At 65.3% G+C, this 25,607-nt stretch carries 28 protein-coding genes; 15 read left to right on the top strand and 13 right to left on the bottom strand.

Translation table 11 applies throughout. From position 1 onward, the window contains the following. The first annotated feature begins 51 nt into the window (after window positions 1–51). Window positions 52–585 (top strand): hypothetical protein, encoded by a 534-nt coding sequence (locus BCL67_RS07920; RefSeq protein WP_106122904.1) that lies wholly within the window; start codon window positions 52–54, stop codon window positions 583–585. A 32-nt stretch (window positions 586–617) separates the two neighbouring features. On the opposite strand, the gene BCL67_RS07925 is transcribed toward BCL67_RS07920, so the two are convergent. Further along, on the bottom strand, window positions 618–1,511 hold the full coding sequence (locus tag BCL67_RS07925) for a dihydrodipicolinate synthase family protein (protein WP_106122905.1): 894 nt from the start codon (window positions 1,509–1,511) through the stop codon (window positions 618–620). A gap of 63 nt (window positions 1,512–1,574) precedes the next feature. Next, complete coding sequence (locus BCL67_RS07930; protein ID WP_106122906.1) at window positions 1,575–1,892, bottom strand: hypothetical protein; 318 nt, start codon at window positions 1,890–1,892, stop codon at window positions 1,575–1,577. 100 nt (window positions 1,893–1,992) lie between these two features. Here BCL67_RS07930 and BCL67_RS07935 point away from each other — a divergent pair, with 100 nt between their 5' ends. Both BCL67_RS07935 and BCL67_RS07940 read left to right on the top strand, forming a co-directional pair. Further along, window positions 1,993–2,310: a cupin domain-containing protein gene (locus BCL67_RS07935; protein ID WP_445641285.1), complete on the top strand. Its 318-nt coding sequence runs from the start codon at window positions 1,993–1,995 to the stop codon at window positions 2,308–2,310. 81 nt (window positions 2,311–2,391) lie between these two features. After that, window positions 2,392–3,090, top strand: a complete 699-nt coding sequence (locus BCL67_RS07940; protein WP_106122908.1) for an 8-oxoguanine DNA glycosylase OGG fold protein — start codon at window positions 2,392–2,394, stop codon at window positions 3,088–3,090. Between the two features lie 66 nt (window positions 3,091–3,156). Here the strand turns inward: BCL67_RS07940 and BCL67_RS07945 are convergent, their stop codons facing one another. Both BCL67_RS07945 and BCL67_RS07950 read right to left on the bottom strand, forming a co-directional pair. Next, the gene (locus tag BCL67_RS07945; RefSeq protein WP_106122909.1) at window positions 3,157–4,269 is read right to left on the bottom strand and encodes a 5-methylcytosine restriction system specificity protein McrC; all 1,113 of its coding nucleotides are present in this window, start codon (window positions 4,267–4,269) and stop codon (window positions 3,157–3,159) included. A gap of 4 nt (window positions 4,270–4,273) precedes the next feature. Beyond that, window positions 4,274–6,169, bottom strand: coding sequence for an AAA family ATPase (locus BCL67_RS07950; protein WP_181255936.1), 1,896 nt, complete (start codon window positions 6,167–6,169; stop codon window positions 4,274–4,276). Between the two features lie 274 nt (window positions 6,170–6,443). Here BCL67_RS07950 and BCL67_RS15215 point away from each other — a divergent pair, with 274 nt between their 5' ends. The 3 genes from BCL67_RS15215 to BCL67_RS07960 all read left to right on the top strand — a co-directional run bounded on the left by BCL67_RS15215 (window position 6,444) and on the right by BCL67_RS07960 (window position 10,295). Next, window positions 6,444–7,142 (top strand): 8-oxoguanine DNA glycosylase OGG fold protein, encoded by a 699-nt coding sequence (locus BCL67_RS15215; protein WP_146131110.1) that lies wholly within the window; start codon window positions 6,444–6,446, stop codon window positions 7,140–7,142. 126 nt (window positions 7,143–7,268) lie between these two features. Further along, entirely contained in the window at window positions 7,269–9,731 is a 2,463-nt protein-coding gene (locus BCL67_RS07955) for an ATP-dependent DNA ligase (RefSeq protein ID WP_106122911.1), read from the top strand. An 87-nt stretch (window positions 9,732–9,818) separates the two neighbouring features. Further along, window positions 9,819–10,295, top strand: coding sequence for a pyridoxamine 5'-phosphate oxidase family protein (locus tag BCL67_RS07960; protein WP_106122912.1), 477 nt, complete (start codon window positions 9,819–9,821; stop codon window positions 10,293–10,295). A 49-nt stretch (window positions 10,296–10,344) separates the two neighbouring features. Here the strand turns inward: BCL67_RS07960 and BCL67_RS07965 are convergent, their stop codons facing one another. Both BCL67_RS07965 and BCL67_RS07970 read right to left on the bottom strand, forming a co-directional pair. Further along, entirely contained in the window at window positions 10,345–12,192 is a 1,848-nt protein-coding gene (locus BCL67_RS07965; protein WP_106122913.1) for a DUF2075 domain-containing protein, read from the bottom strand. After that, window positions 12,179–12,499, bottom strand: coding sequence for a nucleotide pyrophosphohydrolase (locus BCL67_RS07970; RefSeq protein WP_106122914.1), 321 nt, complete (start codon window positions 12,497–12,499; stop codon window positions 12,179–12,181). The genes BCL67_RS07965 and BCL67_RS07970 overlap by 14 nt, the downstream gene beginning before the upstream one ends. Window positions 12,500–12,718: 219 nt before the next feature. Here BCL67_RS07970 and BCL67_RS07975 point away from each other — a divergent pair, with 219 nt between their 5' ends. From BCL67_RS07975 to BCL67_RS07990, 4 genes are all read left to right on the top strand, one after another. Beyond that, a complete protein-coding gene (locus BCL67_RS07975; RefSeq protein ID WP_106122915.1) occupies window positions 12,719–13,198 on the top strand; it encodes a DUF2975 domain-containing protein in 480 nt (159 codons plus the stop codon). Then, window positions 13,198–13,404, top strand: a complete 207-nt coding sequence (locus tag BCL67_RS07980; protein ID WP_106122916.1) for a helix-turn-helix domain-containing protein — start codon at window positions 13,198–13,200, stop codon at window positions 13,402–13,404. The genes BCL67_RS07975 and BCL67_RS07980 overlap by 1 nt, the downstream gene beginning before the upstream one ends. 8 nt (window positions 13,405–13,412) lie before the next feature. Beyond that, entirely contained in the window at window positions 13,413–14,585 is a 1,173-nt protein-coding gene (locus BCL67_RS07985; protein WP_258174888.1) for an NAD(P)/FAD-dependent oxidoreductase, read from the top strand. 112 nt (window positions 14,586–14,697) lie between these two features. Continuing rightward, entirely contained in the window at window positions 14,698–15,006 is a 309-nt protein-coding gene (locus tag BCL67_RS07990) for a DUF805 domain-containing protein (RefSeq protein WP_106122918.1), read from the top strand. Between the two features lie 15 nt (window positions 15,007–15,021). Here the strand turns inward: BCL67_RS07990 and BCL67_RS07995 are convergent, their stop codons facing one another. Continuing rightward, window positions 15,022–16,098 carry a helix-turn-helix transcriptional regulator gene (locus tag BCL67_RS07995; RefSeq protein ID WP_106122919.1) on the bottom strand — a complete coding sequence of 359 codons (1,077 nt, stop codon included), beginning with the start codon at window positions 16,096–16,098 and terminating at the stop codon, window positions 15,022–15,024. A gap of 89 nt (window positions 16,099–16,187) precedes the next feature. On the opposite strand from BCL67_RS07995, the gene BCL67_RS08000 reads away from it, so the two are divergent. Both BCL67_RS08000 and BCL67_RS08005 read left to right on the top strand, forming a co-directional pair. Further along, a complete protein-coding gene (locus BCL67_RS08000) occupies window positions 16,188–16,643 on the top strand; it encodes a cupin domain-containing protein (RefSeq protein ID WP_181255937.1) in 456 nt (151 codons plus the stop codon). Then, a complete protein-coding gene (locus BCL67_RS08005; RefSeq protein ID WP_106122920.1) occupies window positions 16,640–17,041 on the top strand; it encodes a DUF1304 domain-containing protein in 402 nt (133 codons plus the stop codon). Before BCL67_RS08000 ends, BCL67_RS08005 begins: the two co-directional genes overlap by 4 nt. 22 nt (window positions 17,042–17,063) lie before the next feature. Here the strand turns inward: BCL67_RS08005 and BCL67_RS08010 are convergent, their stop codons facing one another. From BCL67_RS08010 to BCL67_RS08020, 3 genes are all read right to left on the bottom strand, one after another. Continuing rightward, complete coding sequence (locus BCL67_RS08010; RefSeq protein ID WP_106122921.1) at window positions 17,064–18,122, bottom strand: PPK2 family polyphosphate kinase; 1,059 nt, start codon at window positions 18,120–18,122, stop codon at window positions 17,064–17,066. Between the two features lie 53 nt (window positions 18,123–18,175). Continuing rightward, the gene (locus tag BCL67_RS08015; protein WP_106122922.1) at window positions 18,176–19,066 is read right to left on the bottom strand and encodes a polysaccharide deacetylase family protein; all 891 of its coding nucleotides are present in this window, start codon (window positions 19,064–19,066) and stop codon (window positions 18,176–18,178) included. A 65-nt stretch (window positions 19,067–19,131) separates the two neighbouring features. After that, on the bottom strand, window positions 19,132–20,154 hold the full coding sequence (locus tag BCL67_RS08020) for an asparaginase (protein ID WP_106122923.1): 1,023 nt from the start codon (window positions 20,152–20,154) through the stop codon (window positions 19,132–19,134). 240 nt (window positions 20,155–20,394) lie between these two features. On the opposite strand from BCL67_RS08020, the gene BCL67_RS08025 reads away from it, so the two are divergent. Beyond that, a complete protein-coding gene (locus tag BCL67_RS08025; protein WP_106122924.1) occupies window positions 20,395–21,879 on the top strand; it encodes a benzaldehyde dehydrogenase in 1,485 nt (494 codons plus the stop codon). Window positions 21,880–22,008: 129 nt separating this feature from the next. On the opposite strand, the gene BCL67_RS08030 is transcribed toward BCL67_RS08025, so the two are convergent. After that, window positions 22,009–22,611, bottom strand: a complete 603-nt coding sequence (locus tag BCL67_RS08030; protein ID WP_181255938.1) for a TIGR03085 family metal-binding protein — start codon at window positions 22,609–22,611, stop codon at window positions 22,009–22,011. A gap of 52 nt (window positions 22,612–22,663) precedes the next feature. On the opposite strand from BCL67_RS08030, the gene BCL67_RS08035 reads away from it, so the two are divergent. Next, on the top strand, window positions 22,664–23,206 hold the full coding sequence (locus tag BCL67_RS08035) for a TspO/MBR family protein (RefSeq protein ID WP_181255939.1): 543 nt from the start codon (window positions 22,664–22,666) through the stop codon (window positions 23,204–23,206). A 30-nt stretch (window positions 23,207–23,236) separates the two neighbouring features. Here the strand turns inward: BCL67_RS08035 and BCL67_RS08040 are convergent, their stop codons facing one another. Together BCL67_RS08040 and BCL67_RS08045 are read right to left on the bottom strand one after the other, a co-directional pair. Then, entirely contained in the window at window positions 23,237–23,512 is a 276-nt protein-coding gene (locus BCL67_RS08040) for a glutaredoxin domain-containing protein (RefSeq protein ID WP_106122926.1), read from the bottom strand. A gap of 14 nt (window positions 23,513–23,526) precedes the next feature. Beyond that, complete coding sequence (locus tag BCL67_RS08045) at window positions 23,527–25,053, bottom strand: TIGR01777 family oxidoreductase (protein WP_106122927.1); 1,527 nt, start codon at window positions 25,051–25,053, stop codon at window positions 23,527–23,529. 107 nt (window positions 25,054–25,160) lie between these two features. On the opposite strand from BCL67_RS08045, the gene BCL67_RS08050 reads away from it, so the two are divergent. Further along, window positions 25,161–25,553 carry an HNH endonuclease gene (locus tag BCL67_RS08050; RefSeq protein WP_106122928.1) on the top strand — a complete coding sequence of 131 codons (393 nt, stop codon included), beginning with the start codon at window positions 25,161–25,163 and terminating at the stop codon, window positions 25,551–25,553. The last annotated feature ends 54 nt before the right edge of the window (window positions 25,554–25,607 follow it).

The raw sequence follows: 25,607 nt of genomic DNA on the forward strand, positions 1-25,607 counted from the left end.
CCCGCTCCCTCCTGAACCCCTTAGAGCTTGCCCTACGAGAATGAGTCAACCGTGAAACCGTACGTTCTGGCCGTCGCCGCCATCACCCTAAGCCTCTCCGCCTGCTCCACTGATCCGGGTGAGAACGAGACCGAAACTGAGACTCCGGAGGTCAGCACGGAATCTCAGTCGCCTGGGTCGGCCGAATCCACGGAAGCACCCGAACCCACGGAGCCAATTGAATCTACCGAGGCTCCTGAACCCACGGAACAGGAACCTTCGGAGAACGAGCAATACGTCGAGCTCTTCCTCGAGGCGCTGGATGCCCTAGATATCGAATACAGCGAACCCGAACGGGTCGAAGCCGGGGGGCTGTCCTCGGCCTCCTATGACATGACGGTCAATGGATCAAGTTCTGGGATTCAGGTTTTTGCCACCGAAGAGACCCAGGCAGCATGGGTAGAGGCCAGCAACTCACTTGGTGGCATCTGCGTCGTCATTGATGGTGCAGCCTTGTCGCTCAACTCCTCAGAGGGGATTGCGGATTCGGCCGACATCGCACCCCAAATTGCAGAGGAAGTCGGGGGCACGGCCCACGGAAACTGACCAGTCGATGCGGGCATGAAGACAGGAGCCCCTCACCCTGTGAGCTCCAGCTCCTCAAGGACCTGCACGAGGCGTGCCCGTGCGGACCTGACGAGGCCTTGGACCGGTCGGGGCAGGCAGTCGGTAGCGGCCAGGCCCAGGTGTTCGATGATCGCCGCGCTGACCCGGTAGCTGCCGTGCTCGGCGAACAGCGCCCAGAGCGGCTCCAATCGCGCGGATTCGGCGAGCGCCCCCGCGTGGTCACCGGACAGCGCAGCCCGGGTGATCTTCAGCGCGGGCCCCGGCAGCGTGCCGCCGATGACGGAGTACCAGGCGTCGCAGCCGGCAACGAGGCCGCGGGCTGCGGCGTCGTCGCCGGAAACGCCGACGGTCACGGTGTCGGGGATGTGGGTGCGGATGGTTTTCACGCGCTCGGCGGCGATGTCGGGCTCGGCCGGGACGCCGGGGATCTTGATCGACGCCACGCGGGGCAGGGCCGAGATCTGGGCGTAGAGCTCATCGGTGAATTGCACGTGGGTGGTGCGGGGATTGTCATAGACCACCAGGGGCACCGACAGCTCGGCGGTGACGTCCTCGAAGAGCCCGAAGACCTCGTCCTGGGTGAGCCCCTGGTAGGTGACCGGGGCCAGAAGCACGGCGCTGGCACCGGCGTTCTGCGCGTCCTCGGCGAGCCGGTGCACCTGGGCGGTGCGCAGCGCCCCGATGCCGACCATCACCGGGACAGCGCCAGCATGCTGCACCGTGGTCTTCGCGGCGCGGCGGCGTTCCTCGCGGTCGAGGTACATATAGGACCCGGTGGATCCCAGCGCCGTGATCGAGTCGACTCCCGCTGCTGCCAGGCGCTCGATGAGACCGGCATACGCCGCCTCGTCGAAGGCGTCGTCACGCAACGGGGTGTGCGGGAACGCGCTGAGGCCGGTGAACATCGCGGCTCCGATCCTTGAGGCTGGAGATCATGAGGGTTCACGACCCTCCGGGTCCAGCATGCCTCAGATGTCGTCCTCGTAGGCGCGACCGCCCTCGTCCTCCCAGCGGGTCAGCTGGCGGGTCCTGGAGGCGTTGTATTTGCGCCGGACGCCGTAGCCGCCCTGATCGTCCTCGTCGAAGAACACGACGCCGAACTCTTCCAGCGCCCGGCGCAGTCGCTTGTTCGCGTCGGGAGACAGGGCGAACCCGCGATGCTCGAAGTTCCGCACCAGCTGCGGCTCAAGCGAGGCGGCCTCCGCGATCTCTTCGACCGACACCTGGGTGAGGGCGCGTGCTGCCCGGGCCAGGTCCGGGGTCAGCGAGGCTTCAAAGCGCTTCATAGATACAGTGTGGCAAACCACACACCGCAGGGGAACGGCCGCGAGATCAGGATCGCGGTGACCTCGAAGAGATCGGACGATCACCATGGAGAAGACGTCATTGATCGCACTGGCACGGCATGAACTGGAGCAGGACCGCGAGGCCTCCAGCGGCAGGAGCGCGAAGACGGTCTTCGGCGGCCATGAGCACCAGCTTCGGCAGACACTCATCGCGCTGCGCGCCGGTGAGGAGCTCTCCGAGCACGAGAACCCCGGAGAGGCCACGCTGCAGGTGCTGGAGGGACGGGTGACGCTGAAGTCCGGGGAGGCGTCGTGGAACGGGTCACCCGGAGATCTGTTGACCATTCCGGACGGACTGCATTCGCTGGACGCGGTGGAAGACGCCGTCGTCCTGCTGACGGTGGTAAAACAGCGCTGAAACCCACCCGAGAATCCTCTGAACCGGCTCAGCGTCCGGCAGGTGGGGCCCACAACAGGCTGAGCGCATTAGGGTTGGACCATGATCAATGAAGACGCACGACTGCCCCAGGACATCCTGCACTCACTGCCCGGCTCCAACGCGGTGATGAAGCACGGTGTCGCTGTCGACGCCGCCCGCTGGCGCGCCGAACTCGCCAAGCGCAACCTCCCCGAGCTCACCGGCATGCTCCGCAGCCTCGACAAGGTCTCGCTGACCCGCCGCGACGTGTTCGAGATCGGTGACCGCGAGCGCACCGCCGACAACGCCTTCCAGCTGTTCTACTACTCGCTGTCCTGGGGCCTCGGACCCAAGGTCCCGCGTCTGCACCACCGCCTGGACAACTTCGCCTCCCACCGCGACGAGGCCTCGGAGCTGCTCCTCTCTGCATGGAACGCAGCCCGCAGCGAAGAATTCGCGAAGGACGCCTTCAGCATCCTGACCACCGAGGACGGCGCCGGCCGGATCCCGTGGTTCGGACCTGCCTTCTCCACGAAGTTCCTCTACTTCGCCCAGGGCGCGGCCGCCGCGCCGAAGCTGATCAGCCTGGACCGCGACATCGCCGTGAACCTCGCCCGCGATGCCTGGCCCGACGCCACTACCGACGTCTGGGTCCCCGAGGTCTACGACAAGTACTGCACCCTGATGACCGAATGGGCCGATGAGGCCTCCCAGGACTCCTCGGTGGACCGCACGGTCCGCGCCGATGAGATCGAACTGGCAGTCACCCGCCGGGCATAAGGCACTCCCCTTTCGGGACATCACTGTGGCGGGCGCTTCTCGACGGAAGCGCCCGCCACAGTCATGTCACGCCCCGGCCACGACGCTCAGCAGCTCATCTCGAATCGTAGCGCTGGTCCCGGTGAGATCGATCGTCTTGACCCGCAGGGTGTGCGCCCCCACCTTGGCGGTCATGTCCACAGCATCTTCCACCTGCGGGTAAAGCAAGACACCAGTCAGTCTCTCCCCCGGTACCCGCGCCATGGTGGTGAGGTAGGTCTGGAGCTGGAACAGATGATCGCGTTTGAAGGTCTGGCCACCGAACTGCGAATGGACCGAGATCGGTGACGTGAACTTAGTCTCGATGACAATGCGCTCGCCCGGGCGCCGCAGCACCACATCGGTCTCCATGGTGGGCATGAACCTAGCCATACCGGCACTTGGGTCTTGAAGCGGCCATCGATGTTGTTCCTGAGCCAGGCGCACTCGCCATGGTTCTTGCAAGACCGCGTGGAAGAAGCCACGGACCGCGGCCTCGTAGATCAAGCGCCATCGGTCAATGTCCAGGCGTGGTGTCACCGCTCGGTCCGTCCCGATATCCTCGGTGAGAAGTCCCATCTGGAGTAACAGCCGTGCGGCGCTCGCGCACCGTCGCTCCGCCTCGTCATTGCGCCCCAGGGTTAGAGACTCCGCCTTTGCCGCAGACACGAACTGGCGGGAGACACCCGACCAGTGAAATGTCCTGCGGGCTGTCGCGGCTCGTTCCCGCAGCCCTGCGTTCCGGCTCGCACGCTCAGCGATGATCAGTCCGGATGTAATCACTTGATTGAGCAGATGGTCTACTGACAGCTCGTCGAACGAACACGCGACCCTGCCGCGAGTCTGCAGGTTCCGCTCGTAGGTCTGGAGGTGATCGATGCGCCCGCGGACACGGGAAAGGTCCTCTTGCTGTGCCACATAACGCCGGGAAAGCGGCCGGTGAAGCCGGCGCTCAGCTGCGGTCACCAACACCTCAGAGATCAGATCAATGAGATCGTCCGGTGACTCTTCCATCCCAGCCTCGCGGACACTGGCATCCTCGGCGAAGAGTTCTGAGGCGTAGAACATCAGTAGCCATAGGTTTCGGACCGGTATGTGCGTCTTGCCGCTGAAAAGCAGTCGCCCCGGATCAAGTCCGGCCTCTGTCTGGATAACGTTCACGATGTCAGTCCGATACCGGCAACGCGTCCATGAGGCCCGCGATGTAGTTCTCGACGCGCTCTGGCTGATCGAACCAATACTCGTGGAGCAATGGTCTGATCTCTTGACCGATGACGGTCGTCGCCCAATTGACGAAATGGACGTTGCGCGCCGTCTTCGCCGGCGTGAAGAAGCTGTGCCCGATTCGATACTGCTCACCGAGCCCAGGGGCCTTGGTGATGATCTTGTTCAGCTCCTCCACGGCTGTCCCGACTCGCTCCACGTCCTTTTGGCTGGCGCCAGTCACTCGCTCGGTGACCCAGGTCGCCCACGACAGGTTGAACTCAGGTTGAAGGTCGGCAAACCCGAAGCGCCGCCGTAGGGCAAAATCGACCATCGCTAGTGACCGGTCAGCGAGGTTCATCGTGCCGATGAGGTACAGATTGTCGGGAAGGTGAAACGGAGCTTCGTGAGGCCGCCGGTAAGTCAGATGCATCGCTTGGTCGGCTGTTCGCTTGTCCGCTTCCAACAAAGTCAGCATCTCGCCAAAGATCTGGGCTAGGTTCCCACGGTTGATCTCCTCTACGACCAGGACGTGATCCTGATCGGGCGTCGCCGCGGCTCGCTCAGCGATCTGTAGCAGGGTCCCGTCCACGAGCTCCAGCCGTCCGTCTCCAGAGGGACGCCATCCTCGGACGAAGTCCTCGTAGGAAACGGTCGGGTGGAACTGCACTGCGGTGACCAGGGATGCATGGTCGCGCTGGACGAGGGCGCGGGCTAGTCGCTTCGCCAACCAAGTCTTTCCGGTTCCAGGCGGTCCTTGGAGAATCAGGTTCTTCTTCTGAGCGAGAGTGCGCAAGAGATTTTCCAGAGTGTCCTCTCGCAGGAAGCACCCGTCCTCAATGATCGATTCAACCGTGTAAACGGGTTCCGCCGAATCGCCGCTGCTCTCATCAGTGGATTCATCGTCGCCGAGGTGTTCGAGATCTGGATTCCCAGACGTCGGAGCGGCATCGTCTCCGAAGCGGTCCCGCCAGAAGGGCAGATTACGCAGAGTATCGAGGTCTTGATCGGCGCCTTCAAACGCGAATTCCACTAGGTTTCGAGCGCGGTCGGTGTCCGGGACGACCCGCCAGATTGTGCCTTGGTATGTGTAGAGGAACCACTCGCGAGGTTCGGCGGTCAGGTCCTGATCCCACGTCACGTCGACGACTAACCCAGTGCCGGGGTTGTTCATGATCGTCCCCGCAGCTTTGATAGCCATTACCGATACCGGGTGGCCATTAGTCCTGAACGGAACGCCGGCCTGTCGGCTGCGGACGTAGACCGACTTGATCGCGATGCGATCCCCAGCCCGCATTTCCATGACCTGCGCCTTCAACTTCGCCGACGAGTCTGGGTGTATCTCCCATCTGCCCTGCGCGATGAAATCCATAGAGTGGTCGCGCTGGGTGGCTGACCCTGGATCGTCGAATCGAGCTCCGACGAACCATGCGGTCATCTCCCGGGCAGACTGGACTCCGATTTCATCATCGGCGCCCGCCTCTGCCGGCGTCTCACGCTGGGGCACGTATTCGCGATACGCCTGAATTTCCTCAAGGTCAGCGCGGGTCAACGAATCAGGATGGTCCGCGAGTAGCTGACGCCCCAACTCAGTGATCTGAGCGACGCCGTAACCACCTTCAATCGCCGTGGCCCGGCGGAGGTGATGTATAGCAAAGTTGGCTCGAACATCCACCCGACGCTGGCCCGATTTCGCGTGAGTGTATGCACGCTGCTCATCCGTGAGGCCCATCGAATCGTATGTAGCCTCACGCAACTCCTGGCTTGTTCGGCTACGCCCGTCGGATAACACCCGAAGTGCCGGCAACATGTAGTCCCAGAACCGTGGCTCGTTGTCTTCAACGCTCTCCTCAGCCATCTCAGTCTCCAACCTGGGGCTCGGCCCCGATCGCCCAGGCATTGAATCTCTATGCCATGACCCACTAGTGGTGCTTCCGAAGCGGTGACGCGCGACTTATCCTGCATCGAGAAGTTTCTGGGTCCTCCCGTCAGGCTAATGCTCGACCGCAAGGGGACCGACCAGCCCGACAGGCGTGGCGAACCCCAATTTCTGAGAGGTCCCACCGCACACAAGTGCACGCGAATTTCGAGGGGTGCCGACCATTTCGCTATCTCAACGCTAGAGTCAAGAAATGCTCAATGAAAATGCGCCCCTCCCCCAAGACATCCTGGCCCCGCTGTCCGGTTCGGAGCGCGTAATGAATCATTCTGTCTCCGTCGACGGTTCAAGGTGGAGGCGCGAAATCGACGCCAGGGGTCTTCCTCCTATTGCGGGCAAACTTTCAAGCGAGGACCGCACGACTCTCAGTCGCCGCGAAGTGTTCGAATTCGGGACTCGAGAGATTTCAACAGACAATGCATTCCAGCTCCTCTACTACTCACTGGCGTGGGGACTGGGGCTGACTGGCTCCTGGATGACTGGACGCTTAGATGATCTCGCCACCCAACGGGAAAGCGCGCCGGGTCTCCTCACAGCGGCCTGGGGCTCCGTCAGAGAAGGTCAATCCCCAGTTTCGTCATACAGAGTGCTCATGACTGAGGGAGGTGCAGGGAAGATCAAGGGCCTTGGTCCGGCGTTCGCCACCAAGTTTCTCTACTTCGCTGAGGGAAGCACAAATGAACCGCGTCACGTCATTATCGACAAGGTGGTTTCCACCAATCTTCGGCGGGACGCCTGGCCCGAAAGTCCCACCGCAGCCTGGTGGCCCGAGACCTATGAACGGTATTGCAACCTACTCGCCCGCTGGGCAAGCGAAGCTTCGGAGCGCCCTGAGGTCAATCGGACCGTAAGAACCGACGAGATCGAACTGGCACTTTTCAAACGCAAGTAATCACTTCACCGCCATGAGAGTCCGTGGTGGGCGCTTCGCGGGTGGGGGCACGCCACCGTGACGTATGGCAAGGCACGAACCCTCATCACCCAGCCAACGCCCAGCCTCCACCACCAGGGTTGACCCATGGCAAGCAACCGGCAGCAGACCGTCACCGTGGGCGGTCACAAGCTCCGGCTCTCCAACCTGGACAAGGTCCTCTTCCCCGCCTCGGGCACCACCAAGGGTGAGGTGGTCCACTACTTCCAGACCGTCGCGGACGCGATGCTCCCGCACACCAGGAACCGCCCCGCCACCCGGAAGCGCTGGCCCGACGGCGTCGGCACCGAAGCCAAGCCGAACGAGCCGTTCTTCCGCAAGAACCTCGAGGACTCCGCGCCGGCCTGGGTGCCGCGCCAGGAGCTGGAGCATTCTGATCACAGCAACACCTACCCGCTGGCGAATGAACCAGCCGTGCTGGCCTGGTTCGGCCAGGTCGGCGCCCTGGAGGTCCACGTCCCGCAGTGGCGGTTCAGCAAAGACGGTGAACCGCGGAACCCGGACCGGTTGGTCCTGGACCTGGACCCCGGTCCCGGCGCAGAGCTTGCCGACTGCGCACAGGTGGCCCGCTGGTGCCGCGAGATCCTCGATGAGATGAACCTGCCCTCGGTCCCGGTCACCTCCGGGTCCAAGGGCATCCACCTCTATGCCGCGCTCAACGGCAGCTACACCTCCGAGCAGGTCTCCCAGGTGGCCCATGAGCTGGCCAAGGCTCTGGAGGCCGATCACCCGGATGAGGTGGTCAGCGATATGAAGAAGTCGCTGCGCCAGGGCAAGGTGCTGATCGACTGGTCGCAGAACAACCGCAACAAGACCACCATCGCGCCCTACTCGCTGCGTGGCCGCCCCGGATCCGCCGAGGGCCCATATGTCGCGGCCCCGCGGACCTGGGAGGAGCTCGAGGATCCCAAGCTGGAGCAGCTGGACATGCATCAGGTGATGGCACGCATCGCCGAGGGCACAGATCCTTTGGCTGACTTCACCCCCGACGACGCCGCCGGGGACGCCCTGCCGGACATGAAGGACGCGCTCTCCACCTACCGGTCGATGCGCGACGCCGCAAAGACCCCCGAGCCGGTTCCCTCCGGCTCCCCTGCCTCCCGGACCGAGGACCCGATCTTCGTGGTCCAAGAGCACCACGCCTCCGCGCTGCACTATGACACCCGGCTGGAGCGCGACGGGGTGCTGGTCTCCTGGGCCGTGCCCAAGGGGCCCCCGTTGGAGACTGGTCAGCAGCGGCTGGCGGTCATGACCGAGGACCACCCGATCGAATACGCCGAGTTCGAGGGCACGATTCCGAAGGACGAATACGGCGGCGGTGAGGTGACCATCTGGGATACCGGCACCGTAGAGATCGAGAAGTGGGAGCAGGCTGAGGGTTCCGGCAAGGTGGTCTTCGTCCTGCACGGGGCACCGGACGGCGGACTGGGCGGGGTGCCGCGGCGCTACGCACTGGTGCAGACCGATGAGGCAGGTAAGAACTGGCTGATCCGGATGACCAAGGACCAGCCGAAGGCCCAGAAGTCATCGAAGACCACATCGACGCCGGCGAAGTCCACGAAACGCTCTGACAAGAGCGGTGCATCATCCAAGACGTCTGAGTTCCCTGACCCGCTGCCCTCCCCCATGCTCGCCTCCCCCGGCAAGCCCACCGACATCCGCGGCAAAGGGTGGGTGTTGGAGGGCAAATGGGACGGCTTTCGCGCCATCGCGGGGGTCCACGCCGATAGTCGGGTGGAGATCCGCAGCCGCAACGGCAAGGACTTCACTCAGACCTTCCCGGAACTCGCGGAGATCGCCGACCTGGTCCCGCCGGGCACCGTGGTGGACGGGGAGATCGTCGCCTTGAACTCCGGCAGCCGCCCAGACTTCGGTCTGCTGCAGGGACGAGGCAAACTGACCAAGACCCGGGAGATCGAGCAGACCGCGAAGAAGATCCCGGTGCACTTGATGCTCTTCGACGTCCTGCACACCCCTGAACACGGCGACCTCACTCGCGAGCCATATGCACGCCGCCGGGAAATCCTGGAGGAGCTGGCCGGCAGCGGCAAGCACGTGCAGGTCCCAGGTGACCTGGGTGACTCCGTCGAGGAAGCCATGGAGGTCAGCTTGGAACTCAAGATCGAGGGGCTCGTTGCCAAGCGGGCCGACAGTCCCTACCGCGCCGGGCGGCGCTCCGAGGACTGGGTGAAGCTCAAGCACGAGAGCCACGCGGATGTCGTGATCATCGGCTGGCGCCAGGGTAACGGCGGGCGCGCCAAGACCTTCGGCTCGCTGCTGCTGGGCATGACCGACGACGCCGGCGAGCTCCACTACGCCGGACGGGTCGGCACCGGCTTCAGCGATGTGGAACTGACCGATCTTCGCGCCCAGCTGGAGAAGCTGGTCCGCAAGACCGCCCCAGTTGATGACGTCCCAGCGGAGGACTCCCCGGACGCCACCTGGGTCACCCCCAAGCTGTCCGCGGAGGTTCGCCATTCCGGGGTGACCAGGGACAACCGGCTGCGTCACCCCACCTGGCGGGGCGTGCGGGTAAAGAACGGACCCTGAAATCGGCCCAGCGCGGACGCGCTGTACTCAGCACCTCTGCTCCGTAGACTGCGAACAAGACGCTCATACCCAACACAGGAGAACAATATGACTGACATGACTGCGAACGAACTCGTCAAGAAGCTGAACAGCATCGGCACCTGCATGTTCACCACCGTGGACCAGGACCACCGGATCGTCTCCCGCCCGATGGGTGTCACCGAGATCGACGACCAGCACAAGTTCTGGTTCTTCACCCCACTGAACTCGGACAAGATCGAGGACATCATCGGTGAAGGCGAGGTCAACCTCGGCTTTGTGGACTCTCACACCTGGGTCTCCATCGCAGGCTCCGCCCAGGTGATCGCTGACCTCGAACGCAAGAAGGAGCTGTGGGATCTCGGTCCCAAGGCCTACTTCGAGGGTGGTCCTGAGGATCCCAACGCCGTATTGATCGAGGTCACCCCAGAGACCGCCCAGTACTGGGAGGGACCCGGCAAGGCCGCCGCACTCGTGAAGATGGCGAAGGCTTCGCTGTCCTCCGAGACCCCGAACATGGGTGACCAGGGCCGCGTGGAGCTGTAAACAGCCACGTGTCGATGAGGGGCGGGGAACTTCGGTTCCCCACCCCTTCTCATTCCCGGGCTGCTCGCCGAGGCTGAGCTTCTAGGCCTGAAGCCAGGGGCGTGGATGAGTCAATGGCTCTGCGTGGGGCTTCGTCAAGATCTGACCTCGAGTATTCTCGCCCACTCTGAGTGAAGTACGGGGCAAGGTGTTTGCGAAGGTCGGGGTCACAGACGTACACATACGTCCCCTTGATTCCTCGGGTGAGCAAGACACCGTAGATGTTGACGACGTACTCAAGTAGATCCTCGTCTTTGAACTCGAGCCCAAGGCGGGGGTTGTTCTCTTTTCCCTTCTTGTCGAAATAGTGCGCGCGACTGAAGACGATCCGCTGTTGCTCGGGATCGAAGCTCAGGTCTGGGCCGATGATGACTCCCGCATAGTTCAGGTCGTACCCCTGAACCGTGTGGATCGATCCCACTTCATCGAGTGATGTCCTTGAGTTGATCCAGTCCTTGGTAGTCCGATTCCACTGCAGTCCGTGGCCATCGAGCACGATGTCAGGAAGACTCTTGTCCTTCTTGCTCTTCCACTCCCACGCGTACCCGGCGACCAGACGAGCGAGTCCGTGCTCGGCGTCCCGTTCACGAATCCGATCGTGCATCGATTTGAAGTCCTCAAACAGGAGGATCTCGTAGTCAGCGAACGCTTGGCGGGCCGGAGCCTCAGAGCGCAGCACGGCGCGAACGTAGTCGATATAGCCGCGCCCAGCCTGGACTCGCATCTGTGAGTGCAGTTCATGGTGCCTGTCGACGGTTCTCGCCGTCTCCAACACCGACTCCCAAGTAGAACGGGGGATATCTGCCGGCCTCACGCTCTGTGCGCCGTCCAGGAACAGGATCTGATGCTCACTCTTCTGCTTGATCCAGTCCAGCTGCGTGTAGTGGCTCTCGTCGTCGCCGAACAGCTTTCGGTTGATCTCGGTGAAGCGCGAGTTCTGGCTGGCTGATGGCTGATTGGCGCGCTGGTTCAGCCGGTGCGCTTCGTCAACGACCAGAACATCAAAGTGCTGCTCAGACTCGCCTACCGCGAATGGATCGAGCACCATGGATCGCTCGAGGTACGGCGTGCGCTTGAAGACCTCGGCGACGGAGGCACGCAGGGACTGTTGTGGAACGACGAAGCCGATCGCGAGTGGACTGAGACGGTCTCTGTTGGCGGCCGTGAAGAACTCGGTGAAGCGCGCATCGGTGTCGTCAAGCGAGGTGTCGAGTTCCGTGTCTTCGGCGGTCGCGATGTCTGCGAGCAGCTTCATCAGGTAGATGGCGACAACAGTCTTGCCGGTGCCTGGGTCCCCTTGGACGACTATGGGAACCTCGTTGCCGCTGTCAGGGGAACGGTGCAACAAGTCGCGGAGAATGTCCTCGACAGCCATCGCCTGCTCGGGAGTGAGTGCCTTGAACGGGGACAGCTTGAAGAGATCAGCGTTCTCGATCTCCGGGAGCGAGCGTGTAAAGAGACCCCGGTCATACAGGGATCCGAAGATCCTCTCGAACGTCTTTCTGTACTCGTTTCTGTCGAAGTAGTCGCTGTCGACGATGCCCTTGTTTCGGTTGAGCACCGAGTAGCGGCCGTCACCACCAAGACGCTCGATCAGGTACGCCTCCAGATCCAACGCGGCGGACTTGTTGAACGTCCGGTCGAGGATGATCTGTACGTGCTGTAAGTCGTTCTTCGTTCCCGACGCGAGGTGCTGGCGGATTCGGGAGGCGACGTTACGAGACTCTCCGACGTAGATGGACTGGTCATTGCGCAGCGTGTAGACGGCGGGCCAATTGGAATAACGCTCGTCGGTCCGCGCCTGAGTTGAGACAGCGTCTTTGTCGAAGATGAACCCTTCGATGTCATAGCTGGTCATACTTGGCGCTCGTGCCTTTCGCTTTGTCCACCGGATACTTCGCTTCGGTCACTCGCAACTTCTCGAGGATGAGTTCCTCCGGATCCCAACCCATCCGAGCAGCCAAGAGATACGAATACGTGAGCACATCCGCGAGCTCGGCGCGGATCCTCGCCGGATCCGCCTCTTCATTCCACTGGACGCACTCGAGCAATTCGCCGGACTCAATGGAGATGCTCTTGATCAGATTCTCAGGACTGTGGAACTGACCCCATTCGCGCTGGCTCATGAAGTCCCGCAGCGCGGCTTGAGTGTTTTTCGAGGACATACGCTCACGCTACCCGCCGGACCCCTTACCAGATCGAATGAGGCCTTTGAAATGATTATTGCTTCGACAGAAAGCTTGAGAGATGCGCTATAGACGTCGAACGAAACGTCGGCAGCCACTCCTCCTCCGCGACGACCACCGACGAGGCGGGAGATGGGAAACGCCAACCAGTCGCGCGAATCAATTGACTATCGATAGATAATCGCCGATGATCAACACATGACAGGTCAACGTTGGGTTGTTGCCGCCCTCAAGGCATCGCTGGTCCTGCTCTTCGGGCTCCTGCTGCTCTTCCAGACGATGTCTCTCCCAGGGCAGTTCGCCTATATGGCGCAGGAATCTCCCGACGTGGCGTTCCTGCGCTGGCCCGCAACGATCATCACCATCTTCTGGGTGCTGTGCGTCCAGGTGGTCATCATCTGCATCTGGCAGCTGCTCACCCTGGTCCAAAAGGACCGCATCTTCAGCTCCACCTCGATGCGCTGGGTCAACCTCGTACTGGGTGCGATCGGCGCCGCCTGGCTCGTCCTGGTCGGAGTCTTCCTCTACATCGGGATCAACGCCACCGATCCTGGGATCCCGCTCGTGCTCGCGTTGATGGTGGCGGTGGGCGCCGTCGTCGGCCTGGTGGTCGTGGTGATGCGGGCACTGCTGAAGCAGGCGACCACGCTGCGCACCGACATGGAAGCCGTGATCTGATGCCGATCATCGTGCGGATCGATGTGGAGCTGGCCAAGCGGAAGATGAGCGTCGGGGAGTTCGCCGAGCGGGTCGGGATCACCCCGGCGAATGTGGCCGTGTTGAAGAACGGACGCGCCAAGGCGATCCGGTTCAGCACGCTGGAGGCCATGTGCGAGGTCCTGCAGTGCCAGCCCGGCGACCTCATCGAGTGGGTGGAGGAATGAGCGGCCGGGTGTTGCAGACGGATGTGCTCGTCGTCGGAGCCGGACTCGCGGGGCTGCGCGTCGCGACCCTGCTGGCGGAGCGCGGGCACTCGGTGGTGGTCATCGACCGGCGCCGGGACCTGACCACCTCCATCAGGACCACCGGCATCTTCGTCCGGCGCACCCTGGACGACTACAACCTGCCCGAGCACCTCCTGGGTCCAGCGATCCGCCGGGTGGTGCTGTACCCGCCGAGCCTGCGGGATCCGGTGGAGCTGGTCAGCGAGCGCGATGAGTACCGCGTCGGCGAGATGGGTCCGCTCTACGCCGCAGGGGCCCGGGCCGCAGTCCGCGCCGGGGCTGAACTGATGCTGGGCACCCGCTACCTGGGTGGCTCGGATGGCCGATACGACGTGACCGGACCTGACGGACCCACCGCGGTGCATGCCTGCTTCGTGGTCGGGGCAGACGGAGCGCGGTCGCGGGTCGCCCGGGATCTGAGACTGGACCGCAACACCCACCTGCTGGTCGGCGCGGAGAGTGTCTTCACCGTCTCCGCGCCGGTGGACTCCCCCGCCTTCCACTGCGTGCTGGATCCCCGGCTGGCGCCCGGATACATCGGGTGGGTGATCAACGACGGAACCCACGCCCATGTGGGGACCGCCGGGTACTCCCGGCGCTTCACCGGCGGAGTGCGCAGCACCCTGGACGAGTTCGCGACGCGCGCTCCAGGATTGACCGAGGCCGACCGCTCCCCCGCCGAGGTGGAGCGCCGCGGCGGCCCCATCCCGGTGGGCGGACTGCTGCGCCGGATCAGCTCACCCGACGGTCTGCTCGTCGGTGACGCCGCCGGTGCGGTGTCACCGCTGACCGCCGGTGGCCTGGATCCCTGTCTGCGGCTCTCCGACTATGCGGCCGCCGCGCTGGACGAAGCGCTGCGAACCGGCAAGAGAGAAGCACTGCGCGACTACGACGGCGGCGCGCTGCGCCGGAAGTTCACCGGACGGCTGATGATGCGCCACGCCCTGGCCCAGGTGAAGCATCCGCTGTTGGCCAGCGCCGGTTTTGAGGTGCTGCGGACGCCCTTCGGGAGGGCCGCGGCCCGGAAGGTGCTGTTCGGGGATCGTTCTTTCCCGGACCCTCCCGACTCCTCTTCGAGGACCTCGAATCCTGGCGGCGGGCTCGAGAGAGTGGAGACGTGATCACGGCGCTGCGGCTCCCATGATGGAGGCTTCTGGAGTCTTCAGGATCCCGACCTCGAGTCGTACCGTGGAAGGTATCCCGGTAACTGCGTTGACAGTGAGGTGAGCAGCGGTGAGCACCTACGACAGCGGTCTCTCACAGACCAGAACAGCCTCGGATCCTCGGCTGAACGAGCCGCTCTACGGCGCCTCGCTTGGTCAGGCGATCAGGCGCTTCTTCGGCAAGTACGCGCACTTCAAGGGGTACGCCTCGCGCAGCGAGTACTGGTGGATCCAGCTCTTCATGGCCGTGATCGGCGGGCTGATCTCGATCCCCTATCTGCAGACCTACGATCCGGTTCAGGGCACCTTCGACCTGACCCAGGGCACCGGAAACGTCGAGGGACCCGCCCAGGCGGGGACAGGTCCACCCTCGGCCTGAGCGTCCGCAGGATCGTCAGAGTCGAGCGAACCGCCCGACCTCGTCCATGTGGGCGTCGGAGTTCTCCGGTCGCAGCCGAGCGACGAGTTCGCCGCGGCTGCGCACGCCCACCTTGGCGAAGACCGATTTGAGATGATCCTGCACCGTGTGGGCCGAGATGAACAGGTGATGGGAGATCTCCGCTGTGGAGTGGCCGCCGATCACCTCACGGCAGATCTCGCGTTCCCGGGCGCTGAGGTCATAGGCGAGCAGCAGCAGCCCGATCAGCTGGTCGCCGGTGACCGGTTCGATGGACACCGCCACCTGATCCTCCTCACCGCCGATCAGCGTGCTGGCCTGCAGCACTGCCCACCGGCCGTCGGCGTCCCGCAGTCGGGCCCTGAAGTATCCGGTCTCCGCCGAGTGTGAGCCCGAAGCCATGATCTGCATCATCACCTGGAAGCGACCCGGGGCGATCGCGTCCAGCCGTTCCTGCCATTCCCGCGCGTCGGGGGTTACTCCCACCAGCTGGCCGTCCGCGCCGATGAGCACCAGGGCTGGCCGACCCGGTCCGGTCCCGCCCTGCGCCTCCGAACGCATCGCGAGCCGGGTGGCGGACCCGATGGCTGGCTCGATGGCCGCCAGAAACTCCAGCTCCCGCGCCGTGAAGTCAACGCCTGATCGGACCATCCCGGCTCCGCCCCAGCACACGCCGCCGGCTCGGAACATGACCCGCAGCTCCTCGTCGATCCCGAGGGGCTCCCAGATGTCATGAAGCCTGGTGCTGCGCCACCGATCCTCGCCAGGGAGATCGGAGAGTCTGGCGAGGGTGTCGCCCCGGCGGGCGAGGGCGGCGAAGGTATGCGGTTCCTCCAGGGAGTACTCGGCCTCTGCCAGTCGCGGCTCGTACTCGGCAGGGATCCGATTCGCGCCGCTGACCATCGAACTGATCACCTGGGTCTCCGGGTCGATGCTCGCCCAGCAGGTCATCTCGGTGCTGATGGTTCGTTCCACCAGCTTGATCGCCGCGGAGTGGAGTTCGCTGACACCGAGTCCAGCGGCAGCCAGTTGGGTGATCTCCCGGCGCAGTCGGGATGCGCGTTCCTCCCACACACAAAAAGTATGGCACCTGCCACACCGCGCGCACATCCCCACAATTCTGGGATCGACGGTGGGATTCAGCCACTTCTACCGTTGGAGGTATGGAGACCACAGTCCAGTACACACCGGCCGGAGACGGCGTAGAGATCGCCGCCCCGGACGCGGTGCTGACCGTCAAGGTCAGCGCCGAGACCACTCATGATCAGTACGAGGTCTTCGAGGTGACCGCACCTCGGGGCCCCGCGACTCCGCTGCACCGCACCGGCTGGGACAAGACCTACTATGCGCTGCAAGGCCGGATGATCGTCCAGGTCGGCGATGCGGGCTACGACATGGGTCCGGGGAGTTCCCTCGCGATCCCCGCCGACGCTCCACACACCTTCACGGTGCTCACCCCGTCGGTCACGGTGCTGGTCATCAGTCTGACCGGGGCGATGGGCCGGTTCCACACCGATCTCGCGGCCACACTCCCTCCGGGCCGAGCACTGGAGGACGCAGCCGCTGAACTGCAGGCAGTCCTGGGTCGGCACCCGGTAAGCATGGAGGGCCAGCCATGACCGGCATCGTCTGGACCTTCGCCCTGATCGCCGCGCTGATCCACATCACCGTGTTCGTCTGCGAGGCGCTGCTCTTTGAGCGGAAGGCCGTGCATCAGGGGATCTTTCTCACCGCCACCGCGAACGTCCCGGCGGTCAGGCTGTGGGCCTTCGGCGTCGGCTTCTACAACCTGTTCCTCGCCGTGGGCACGATCCTGGGCGTCGCCCTATGGGCCGCTTGGGATGAGTCCGTCGGCCGCGCGCTGGTGATCTACACCTGCTGGTTCATGGTCCTCTGCGGGGTCGTGCTGTTCATCGCCGATCGGAGGGCGATGGGCAGACCGAAGGGCGCCGGAATCAGCGGCGCCCTCGGACAAGCAGCGCCTCCGCTGATCGCGGTCATCGCGGACGCGCTCTGACCGGAGTGGCGGACGGCGCAGGTCAGGACTTCAGCAGCCGCTTGCGTTCCTTCTCCACGTCATAGTCCGCGGCAGGCCAGCGCAGCTTCAGATCCGAGAACGCCGCAATCAGCAGCTCCTGGACCGCGAGCCGGGAGTACCACTTCCGGTCTGCGCCGATGACATGCCAGGGCGCGTGGTCGGCGTCGGTGGCTTCCAGAAGGTGAGCATAGATCTCCTGGAACCGGGAGAACTCGGCCCGGGCGTCGGCGTCGGAGGGGTCGTACTTCCAGTGCTTCTCCTCGCGGTCCAACCGGGAGACCAGCCGGTCCAGCTGCTCCTCCTGGGACACATGGAGCATGACCTTGATGACGACGAAGCCCAGCCGGACCAGTTCGCGCTCGAAGAGCACGATCGCCTCGGTCCGGCGCTCCAGCTCCTCGGCGCTCTCACTGCCGGTGATGGTGGGCACCAGGACGTCCTCGTAGTGGGAGCGGTCGAAGACCCCCACATGGCCGGGCCGCGGGAGCTTGCGGATGACCCGCTCCAGATAGTGCTCCCGGTTCTCCTCGGCGGTGGGCTTGCCGAATCCGACCACCTCCACACCCATCGGGTCCATGGAGGTCACCACCTGCTTGACCACTCCGCCCTTGCCGGCGGCGTCCATGCCTTGGAGCACCAGCAGCACCCGCGGACCGCGGGCCAGCTTGCCCAGGGCCTCCTCCACCGCAGGTGAGAACAGCTCCTCGCGGCGGGCCTTCTCCTGCGGAGTCCGGCGCGGCACCCGCGCAGCGATGGCCTTGGCCACCTCACGCTGGTCGACCTCGGAGGCGGAGACCACGTGGGCCCACATCAGCTCCTGCAGGTCCGCGAGCATCTCGGCGCGTTCGGCGAGCGCGTCCTCGCCGTCGTCCTTCTTGCCCTTGAACGCCACCTTCTTCCGGGTGGGGGCGTCCTCGAGGGTGAACGGGGACGGGTACTGGTTCACCCGCCAGAGCGACCGGGGGTCGCCGTCGAACGGGGTCTTCTTCGCACCCTTGTGTCCGCGGACACCGGCCAGCGTGACATCGAGCCGGTCGGGGGTCTGATCCTTCTTGGACACGGTGTCTCCTTGTGGCAGGTGCAGCGGTGGCAGGACGTGTGAGGGCCAGTATGTCAGGCGCCCTTGCGCGGCGAACGACGGAGGAAGTCATCGGCGATGTCGTTGAACTGCGCCCACTTCACCCCCTCGTGGGAGTTGATGTGTTCGATCAGCCGCTCCAGCATCAGCAGCACCTGCGGGCGTCCGGAGACGTCGGGGTGGATGGTGATGGTGAAGACCGCGTAGTCGCTCTCCCGGTAGACCCAGTCGAACTGGTCGCGCCACATCTCTTCGAGCTGGCGCGGGTTCACGAAGCCGTGGCTGTTGGGGCTGGACTTGATGAACATCATCGGCGGCAGATCGTCGAGGTACCAGGAAGCTGGGATCTCGACCAGGTCGGTCTCCTCGCCGCGGACCAGCGGCTTCATCCAAGAGCTCGCCGGCTTGTCGTAGTCGATCTTCGACTGCTCCCAGCTGTCCCCGACGCGCACGTAGTAGGGCTCGAAGTCCAGGTGCATCAGCGAGTGGTCGTACTTGATGCCCTGTTCCAGCAGCAGCTCGTTGGTGACCGTGGAGAACTCCCACCAGGGTGCGACGTAGCCGGTGGGGCGGCGGCCGGCGCGCTTCTCGATCAGGTCGATGCAGTAGGTCAGGATCTCGCTCTCCTGCTCCCGAGTCATCGCGATCGGGTTCTCGTGGCTGTAGCCGTGCACCCCGATCTCATGCCCGGCGGCGACCACCTGGTCGAACTGCTCCGGGAAGGTCTCGATGGAGTGACCAGGCCAGAACCAGGTCGATGGCAGGTCATACTTGGCCAGCAGGTTGTTCAACCGGGGCACTCCGACCTCGCCGGCAAACATGCCGCGGGAGATGTCACCCGGGGAGTCCTCGCCGCCGTAGGAGCCGAGCCAGCCGCCGACCGCGTCGACGTCGATGCCCAGTGCTACGTAGATCTCTTTGGCCATGGTCTGTACCTCTTCCGTGTCGTGCGGTTCGGGGTTCGGTGCGGTGGTGCGATGCGCGTCCGGCGCTAGGTCTGCTGGCGCATTCGCACCTGCAGCTGGTCTCTGGCGTGACTGGGGGTATGGGTGCTCAGCAGCAGCGCCATCAGGATCCGGGCCTGGGTGGCGGGCAGGTCTCCCAGCGGGACCGCCCCGGCGGCGACGGCGTCCACCGCTCCCCCGCCGCCGTAGATCACCGCGACCGGTCCAGCACCGGTGCGCGTGCCCAGCCCGACTAAGACGCCCTGGGCGGTGGCCTGGGCGATGGCGTCAGTCAGCGCGACACCCGGGTTGCCGGCGCCCGCACCCAGCACGACGACGCCGGAGGCCCCAGCCTCGAGTGCGGCGTGCATCAGGGCCGCGTCGGCCCCGGGGTAGCCCAGGACCATGTCTACGCGCTGCTGCTCGAACTCGGCGTTGGGCGGCGGGAGCGGGTCAGGGGTCAGCGCCTGGGCGAAGTAGCGGGGTCCGGAGCCAAGGACGGCGCCCAGCGCGCCGGCGCTGCGGTGGCCGAAGGGCTGAGCCGCGAGGGTGTGGCGCTTGCGCAGACCCAGCGCGCTATGGATCTCACCCCCGAAGACCAGCAGCACCCCCTGGTCCCGGGAGGCCGGGGCCGCGGCGGTGCGGAGCGCGTCATGCAGGTTGCGCGGCCCGTCGCTGTCGGCATGATCGGGGCTGCGCTGGGCACCGGTGAGCACCACCGGACGCGGATCGTCGTGGGTGAAGCCGAGCAGCGCGAGGGTCTCCTCCATCGTGTCGGTGCCATGGGTGACGACGACGCCGTCCACGTTTTCCCGGCTCAGGATCCGCGCGACCGCGTGCGTGATCCGGGAGAGATCCTCGAAGCTGAAGTTGAAGGAGTTCTGCACCGCAATGTCCTCGGACTCCAACTCGATGCCTTCTGGCGAGTCACTCGTGCTGAAGTCGTCTAGTCCGTGGTCGCGCAGGGCGCTGATCAGGTCCGCGGCGGTGTCTTTGGCGCGTGACCCGCCTTGCCCGCTCGTCCGGGAGGAGATGGTTCCTCCGGTGGCCAGCACGACGATGCGGGTCATATCAGCTTCCATTCATGTGGTGGGCCCTGTCTGACTCGAGTCCATCACAGACCAGCGGCGAGGACAACGATGTGGCGCACCGGCGGACCGACCTGCGGCAACCGCATGAAGGCCCGGGCACATGCACGTCGTCGGAGCTGACATATTCAGACCTGGCACTTGAATAGATCTGTGTCGCGTATCACTATGGAGATAGTCAAGACTGACGTGCAGTCTTCCCCTCCTGAGAGGTCACCCTTCATGTCCACCACCTCCACCCTGAACAAGACCAGCCTCCTTGACGACGCCCGCTGGGACAGCAACATCTTCACCGGCCAGTGGCAGGCCGGCGGCGGCGAGCCCATCGCGATCACCGAGCCCGCCACCGGAGACAGCCTCGGCACCGCCGGCGGCGCCTCCGTCGAGGACGTGCACCGCTCCGCCACCGCCGCGGCCGCCGCACAGAAGCAGTGGGCCGCAATGAAGCCCTCGGAGCGTGCCGCGGTGCTGCGCCGCGCCGGCACCCTCTTCGAGGAGCACGCCAAGGAGATCGAGACCTGGATCGTCTGCGAGACCGGAGGCGTCCCGACGAAGGCAGCCCTGGAGACCCATGTCGCCGCCGCCGAATGCTTCGAGGCCGCCGCACTCTCCACCGCCCCCGCCGGTGAGGTGCTCACCACCGATCAGCCGCGCTGGTCCTTCTCGCGGCGCCGCCCGGCCGGCGTCGTGTCGGTGATCTCCCCGTTCAACTTCCCGCTGATCCTCTCCATCCGCTCGGTGGCCCCGGCCCTCGCCCTGGGCAACACGGTGCTGCTCAAGCCGGATCCGCGCACCACCGTCTCCGGCGGCGTGACCATCGCCCGGATCTTCGAAGAGGCCGGCCTGCCCGCGGGCATGCTGCACCTGCTGCCCGGCGGCGGCGAGGTCGGCAAGGCACTCACCGAGGCCCCCGAGGTGCGCATCATCTCCTTCACCGGCTCCACCGCGGCCGGACGCCTGGTCGGTGAGACCGCCGGCAAGCTGCTCAAGCGGGCCCACCTGGAGCTCGGCGGCAACAACGCCCTGGTGGTCCTGCCCGGCGCGGACCTCGACAAGGCCGCCTCGGCTGGCGCCTTCGGCTCCTTCCTGCACCAGGGTCAGGTCTGCATGACCACCGGCCGCCACCTGGTGCACGAGTCGCTGAAGGACGAATACATCGCAAAGCTCAGCCAGAAGGCGAAGAACCTGCCGGTGGGCAACCCGGCGGAGGACGGCATCGCCATCGGTCCGATCATCGACGCCAAGCAGCGCGACCGGATCCACTCGATCGTGGAAGACTCGACCGCCAAGGGCGGCACCGTGGAGGCCGGCGGCGAGTTCACCGACCTCTTCTACTCCCCCACCGTGATCTCCGGGATCACCACCGAGAACCCGGCCTGGACCGAGGAGATCTTCGGACCCGTCGCCCCGGTGATCTCGTTCTCCACCATCGAAGAAGCCGTGGCGATCATCAACAGCAGCGAATACGGACTCTCCGTGGGCGTGCTCGGCGACGTCGGGCTGGCCATGCAGATCGCGGACCAGGTCGACTCCGGCAAGGTCCACATCAACGAGCAGACCGTGGGCGACGAGGCGAACGCGCCCTTCGGCGGGGTCGGCGACTCCGGCACCGGCTCACGGGTCGGCGGACCGACGGCGAACATCGAGTCCTTCACCGAGACCCAGTGGCTCACCGTGCGGTCCGAGATCGCGCCCTACCCGTTCTAGCCGGAGCGCCGCCTCACGCGGCCCCTGCGCAGTGCGGCTCCTGCGCAGTGCGGCCCTCAGCAGCGATGACTCAGGCCTGGACCCGATACCGGGGGCCAGGCCTGAGTCATGTGTCGTGACTGCTGCAGGTCAGGCGTCGCTGATGCTGACCTGGGCCTTCTCCTCGCGGCCGAAGGCCCAGAGCAGCAGCTCCTCGGGGGCGCCCTGGATCTCCCGCAGCGGGGCGGAGGACGGGCCGGAAGTCGTCGCGCCGTAGCCGGGGCTGATGAAGGTGATCCGTCGCTTCGCCTTGCGTGCGGCCATCGGGAACATCATCGCGCCCTGTCGCCAGAGGCGCCGGCGCAGCTTCTCGGAAATGGTGCGCGGGTGCTTGGGGTCGAAGTCCGGCTGCGCGCGCAGCACGTCCTCGGTGTGGATATAGAACTCGGCGGTGTTCATCGCGTCGTTCAGCGGAGGGAAATTCTGCGGGAAGTACACCGGCGGCCCGGCCTCTGCCCGGTTCACCAGCGACTCGTACCCGGTGTCGCGCAGCTTATCCAGGGTCTTGCGCGCATGGTCCCCCACCAGCGGCAACGACGGGCCGACCATCAGGTCAGGGCGGGAGTCGCGGATCACGATGTGCAGCGCGAGATCCTTCGCCGCCCAGCCTTCACAGAGCGTCGGGGCGTCGGCGGAGACACTGCGCAGGGCAGTGACCAGGGCTTGGCGTTGCTCAGAGGCTGTGGAGGTCATGGACCCAAGTGTAGGGTCGGGTGCACCACTTGGGTACGGAAGGACCATTGAGATGACACAGCGCACGCACACCACCATGCAGGAACCTCATGGCACTCCGGACTCCACGCTCAAGCAGCTCATCGCGCTGATCCTCTTCGTCGGGATCCCGCAGGCGGTGGGATTCCTGGGCAGCATGCTCACCGCTGATCAGACCGACGGCTGGTATGCCGACGCGGACAAGGCTGCCTGGACCCCACCGGATGCGGTCTTCGGCCCGGTCTGGACCGTGCTCTATCTGCTCATGGGCATCGGCGCGTGGCTGGTGTGGCGCCGTCGGCACAGCGTCAACGCCACCCCCGCCCTGGCACTCTTCGTGGGTCAGCTGGTGCTCAACAGCATCTGGTCCCCGCTGTTCTTCGGCGGCTACCCGCTCTTCGGCACCGCGGCGCTATGGGCGGCGATGGTGCTGATCGTGGTGCTCATCGTCGCGATCACCCTGACCGTCTGGCGGTTCTGGCCGATCTCCCGGCTGGGCGCGGCGCTGCTGCTCCCCTACCTGGCGTGGACCCTGTACGCGTCCACGCTGAACTTCTACATCGCGCTGATGAACTAGAGGTCCAGTCCAGGGGTCGACGACGCCGCGTCAGTCCACGAGCTCAAGCTCCCGGAGCTTGGCGGCGACATCGGCGTTGGAGGGCTCCACCTGATGTGAGCCGTCCGGGTAGACGAGAACCGGGATCCGCTGGCGCCCGGAGATCTCCTCGGCGACCTTCGCGGCGGCGACGTCCTGCTCCAGGTCGATGTAGTCGTAGTCCAGCTCCATCGCGTCGAGCTGGGCCTTGGTGCGCCGGCAGTCTCCGCACCATTGGGCGCCGAACATCCGGATCCTGGTCTGCTCCGTCGTGGTGTCTTCTGTCATCGAATGGGTCTCCTTCAGCTGCCGAGCACGTGTTCGAGGGCTTCCTGCAGGGTGTGGTGGCGGAACGCGTAGCCCAGGGACTGGGCCTTCACCGAGGTGACCTGCTGATCCGCGCCGACGATCTCCTTGGCCCCCTGCTCTCCGAGCACCAGCTTCGGGCCGAAGGCCGGCACCGGGATCGCCGAGGGCCGACGCATGACCGCAGCCAGGGTCTTCGAGTACTGCTTGGCGGTGACGGGCTCGGGTCCCACACCGTTGACCGGGCCTTCGGCGTGCGGGTTCAGCGCCAGGTGCACGAAGAGCGAGGCGATGTCGTCGATGCTGATCCAGCTCTGCCACTCCTTGTCTCCGAGAGGTCCGCCGGCGCCGACGGTGTAGAGCGGGAGCAGCTGGGACAACGCGCCGCCTGCGGGGGTCTGCACGATTCCGGTGCGGACGATCCCGACCCGGACGCCGGCCTGCTTCGCCGGCTTGGTGCTCTCCTCCCACTGCTTGCAGACCTCGGCGAGGTAGTCGGTGCCTGCCGGTGAGTCCTCGGTGAGGATCGCGCTGCGCAGCGACCGGTCCTCCGGCGTCGCGCCGTAGTAGCCGATGGCGGAGCTGCTGATCAGCACCCGACCGCGCTTGTCGGACTCCTCCAGGTGGGCCAGCGTAGTGGCGATCAGCGAGGTGCCCTCCACTCGGGAGTCCAGCACCTTCTTCTTGTGCTCCTCGGTGAACCGGGCGGCCAGCGGGTGTCCGGCCAGGTGGATCACCGCGTCGACGTCGCGCAGTGATTCGGCGTCCAGCGTTCCGGCCTCTGGGTCCCAGGTGATGTCTCCGGCTTTTGCGCTGGCGGAGTCCCCGCTGCCGCGGACCATCCGGCGGACCTCGATCCCGGCGCCGCCGAGCAGCGCGCAGACCTGGCGTCCGATCAGCCCGGTGGCGCCGCTGACCGCGACGACCTTGATCGGAGCGGCCTCGGGCACGTGGTGGGGGTCCTGGTTCAGCTGGGAGGCCAGCCGGCCGTGGGACTGGTGGAAGGCGAGGTCGTCGCTGCTCTGCCGGCCGCGGAAGGCGAAGATCCGGTTCAGCTCGGCCTCGAACTGCTTGGCGATCAGCTTCTGCGCGGCGGCGGGGAGCTTGTCCACCAGGGGCAGCTCGTAGGTGACCTTTTCGCGCAGGACCATCCCGGCGCCGTCGTCCTCGAAGCTGCGGTCATGCCGCCAGGACTTCGCGGGTCCGGAGATCATCTCGTCGGAGAAGCCGTGGCCCGGCTGGAAGTTCGTGTGCCGCGAGCGCCACTTGGTGTAGCCGCGCACCGGCAGCGAGCTGGCCGATCCGGCCATGTCGGCGAGCGAGGACAGCGTTGTGCCGAAGAAGCTGGGCATGTTGATCCCGAGCACCGATTCCGACCCGTCCTGCAGACCGTTGCTGGGCTCCTCGATCACCCGGCCGGCGAAGGGCGGGTGCAGCCGCACCAGCGCCCCGGGGCGGGCGTACCAGTCGAAGACGTCTTCACGGGAAAAGGGCAGGTGGGTCTCGTACTCGAAGATCGGCATAGTGCCTCCTGATAGACCTGACGCGGCAGCTTAGCCGGAACGCTACCAGGCCTCACTGCCCGGTGTCTGGGAGTTTCTCCCGGCGTCCGCGGTGCTAATCTCGGGCCATGCCGGTGAAGAACACTCGTCGCGCCCGCGCGGCCCGACGGCGGACCAGACGCGTCGCCGCCTCGGGAAGCGACCTGACGAACGACCAGTGGTTCCGCATCCTCGAGGCCTGGGCCTGCTGCGCGTATTGCGGTGCCGAGGGGGCTCCGCTGCAGAAGGACTGCGTCTCCCCGATCTCGCGCGGCGGCCGCTACACGATCGAGAACGTCGTCCCGGCCTGCGCCTCCTGCAATGCGAGCAAATCCAATGACGAGGTCACCTCCTGGATGCGACGACGGCGGATGGACGAGCCTGCGTTCCTGCGCCGGTGGGTCGAGATCACCCGGGCGCTGCGCGCGGAGGATGCCGCCGCGGACGACGTGGCCGCGGGCGACGACCCGGCGTTGGGCTGATCACCTCTCGTGCTCGGAGCCCTGTCATGGGGCGCTGGCACTCGTGTCCCAGCC

Origin of the sequence: Nesterenkonia sandarakina (assembly GCF_003003175.1) — a bacterium.
Taxonomy (GTDB): domain Bacteria; phylum Actinomycetota; class Actinomycetes; order Actinomycetales; family Micrococcaceae; genus Nesterenkonia; species Nesterenkonia sandarakina_A.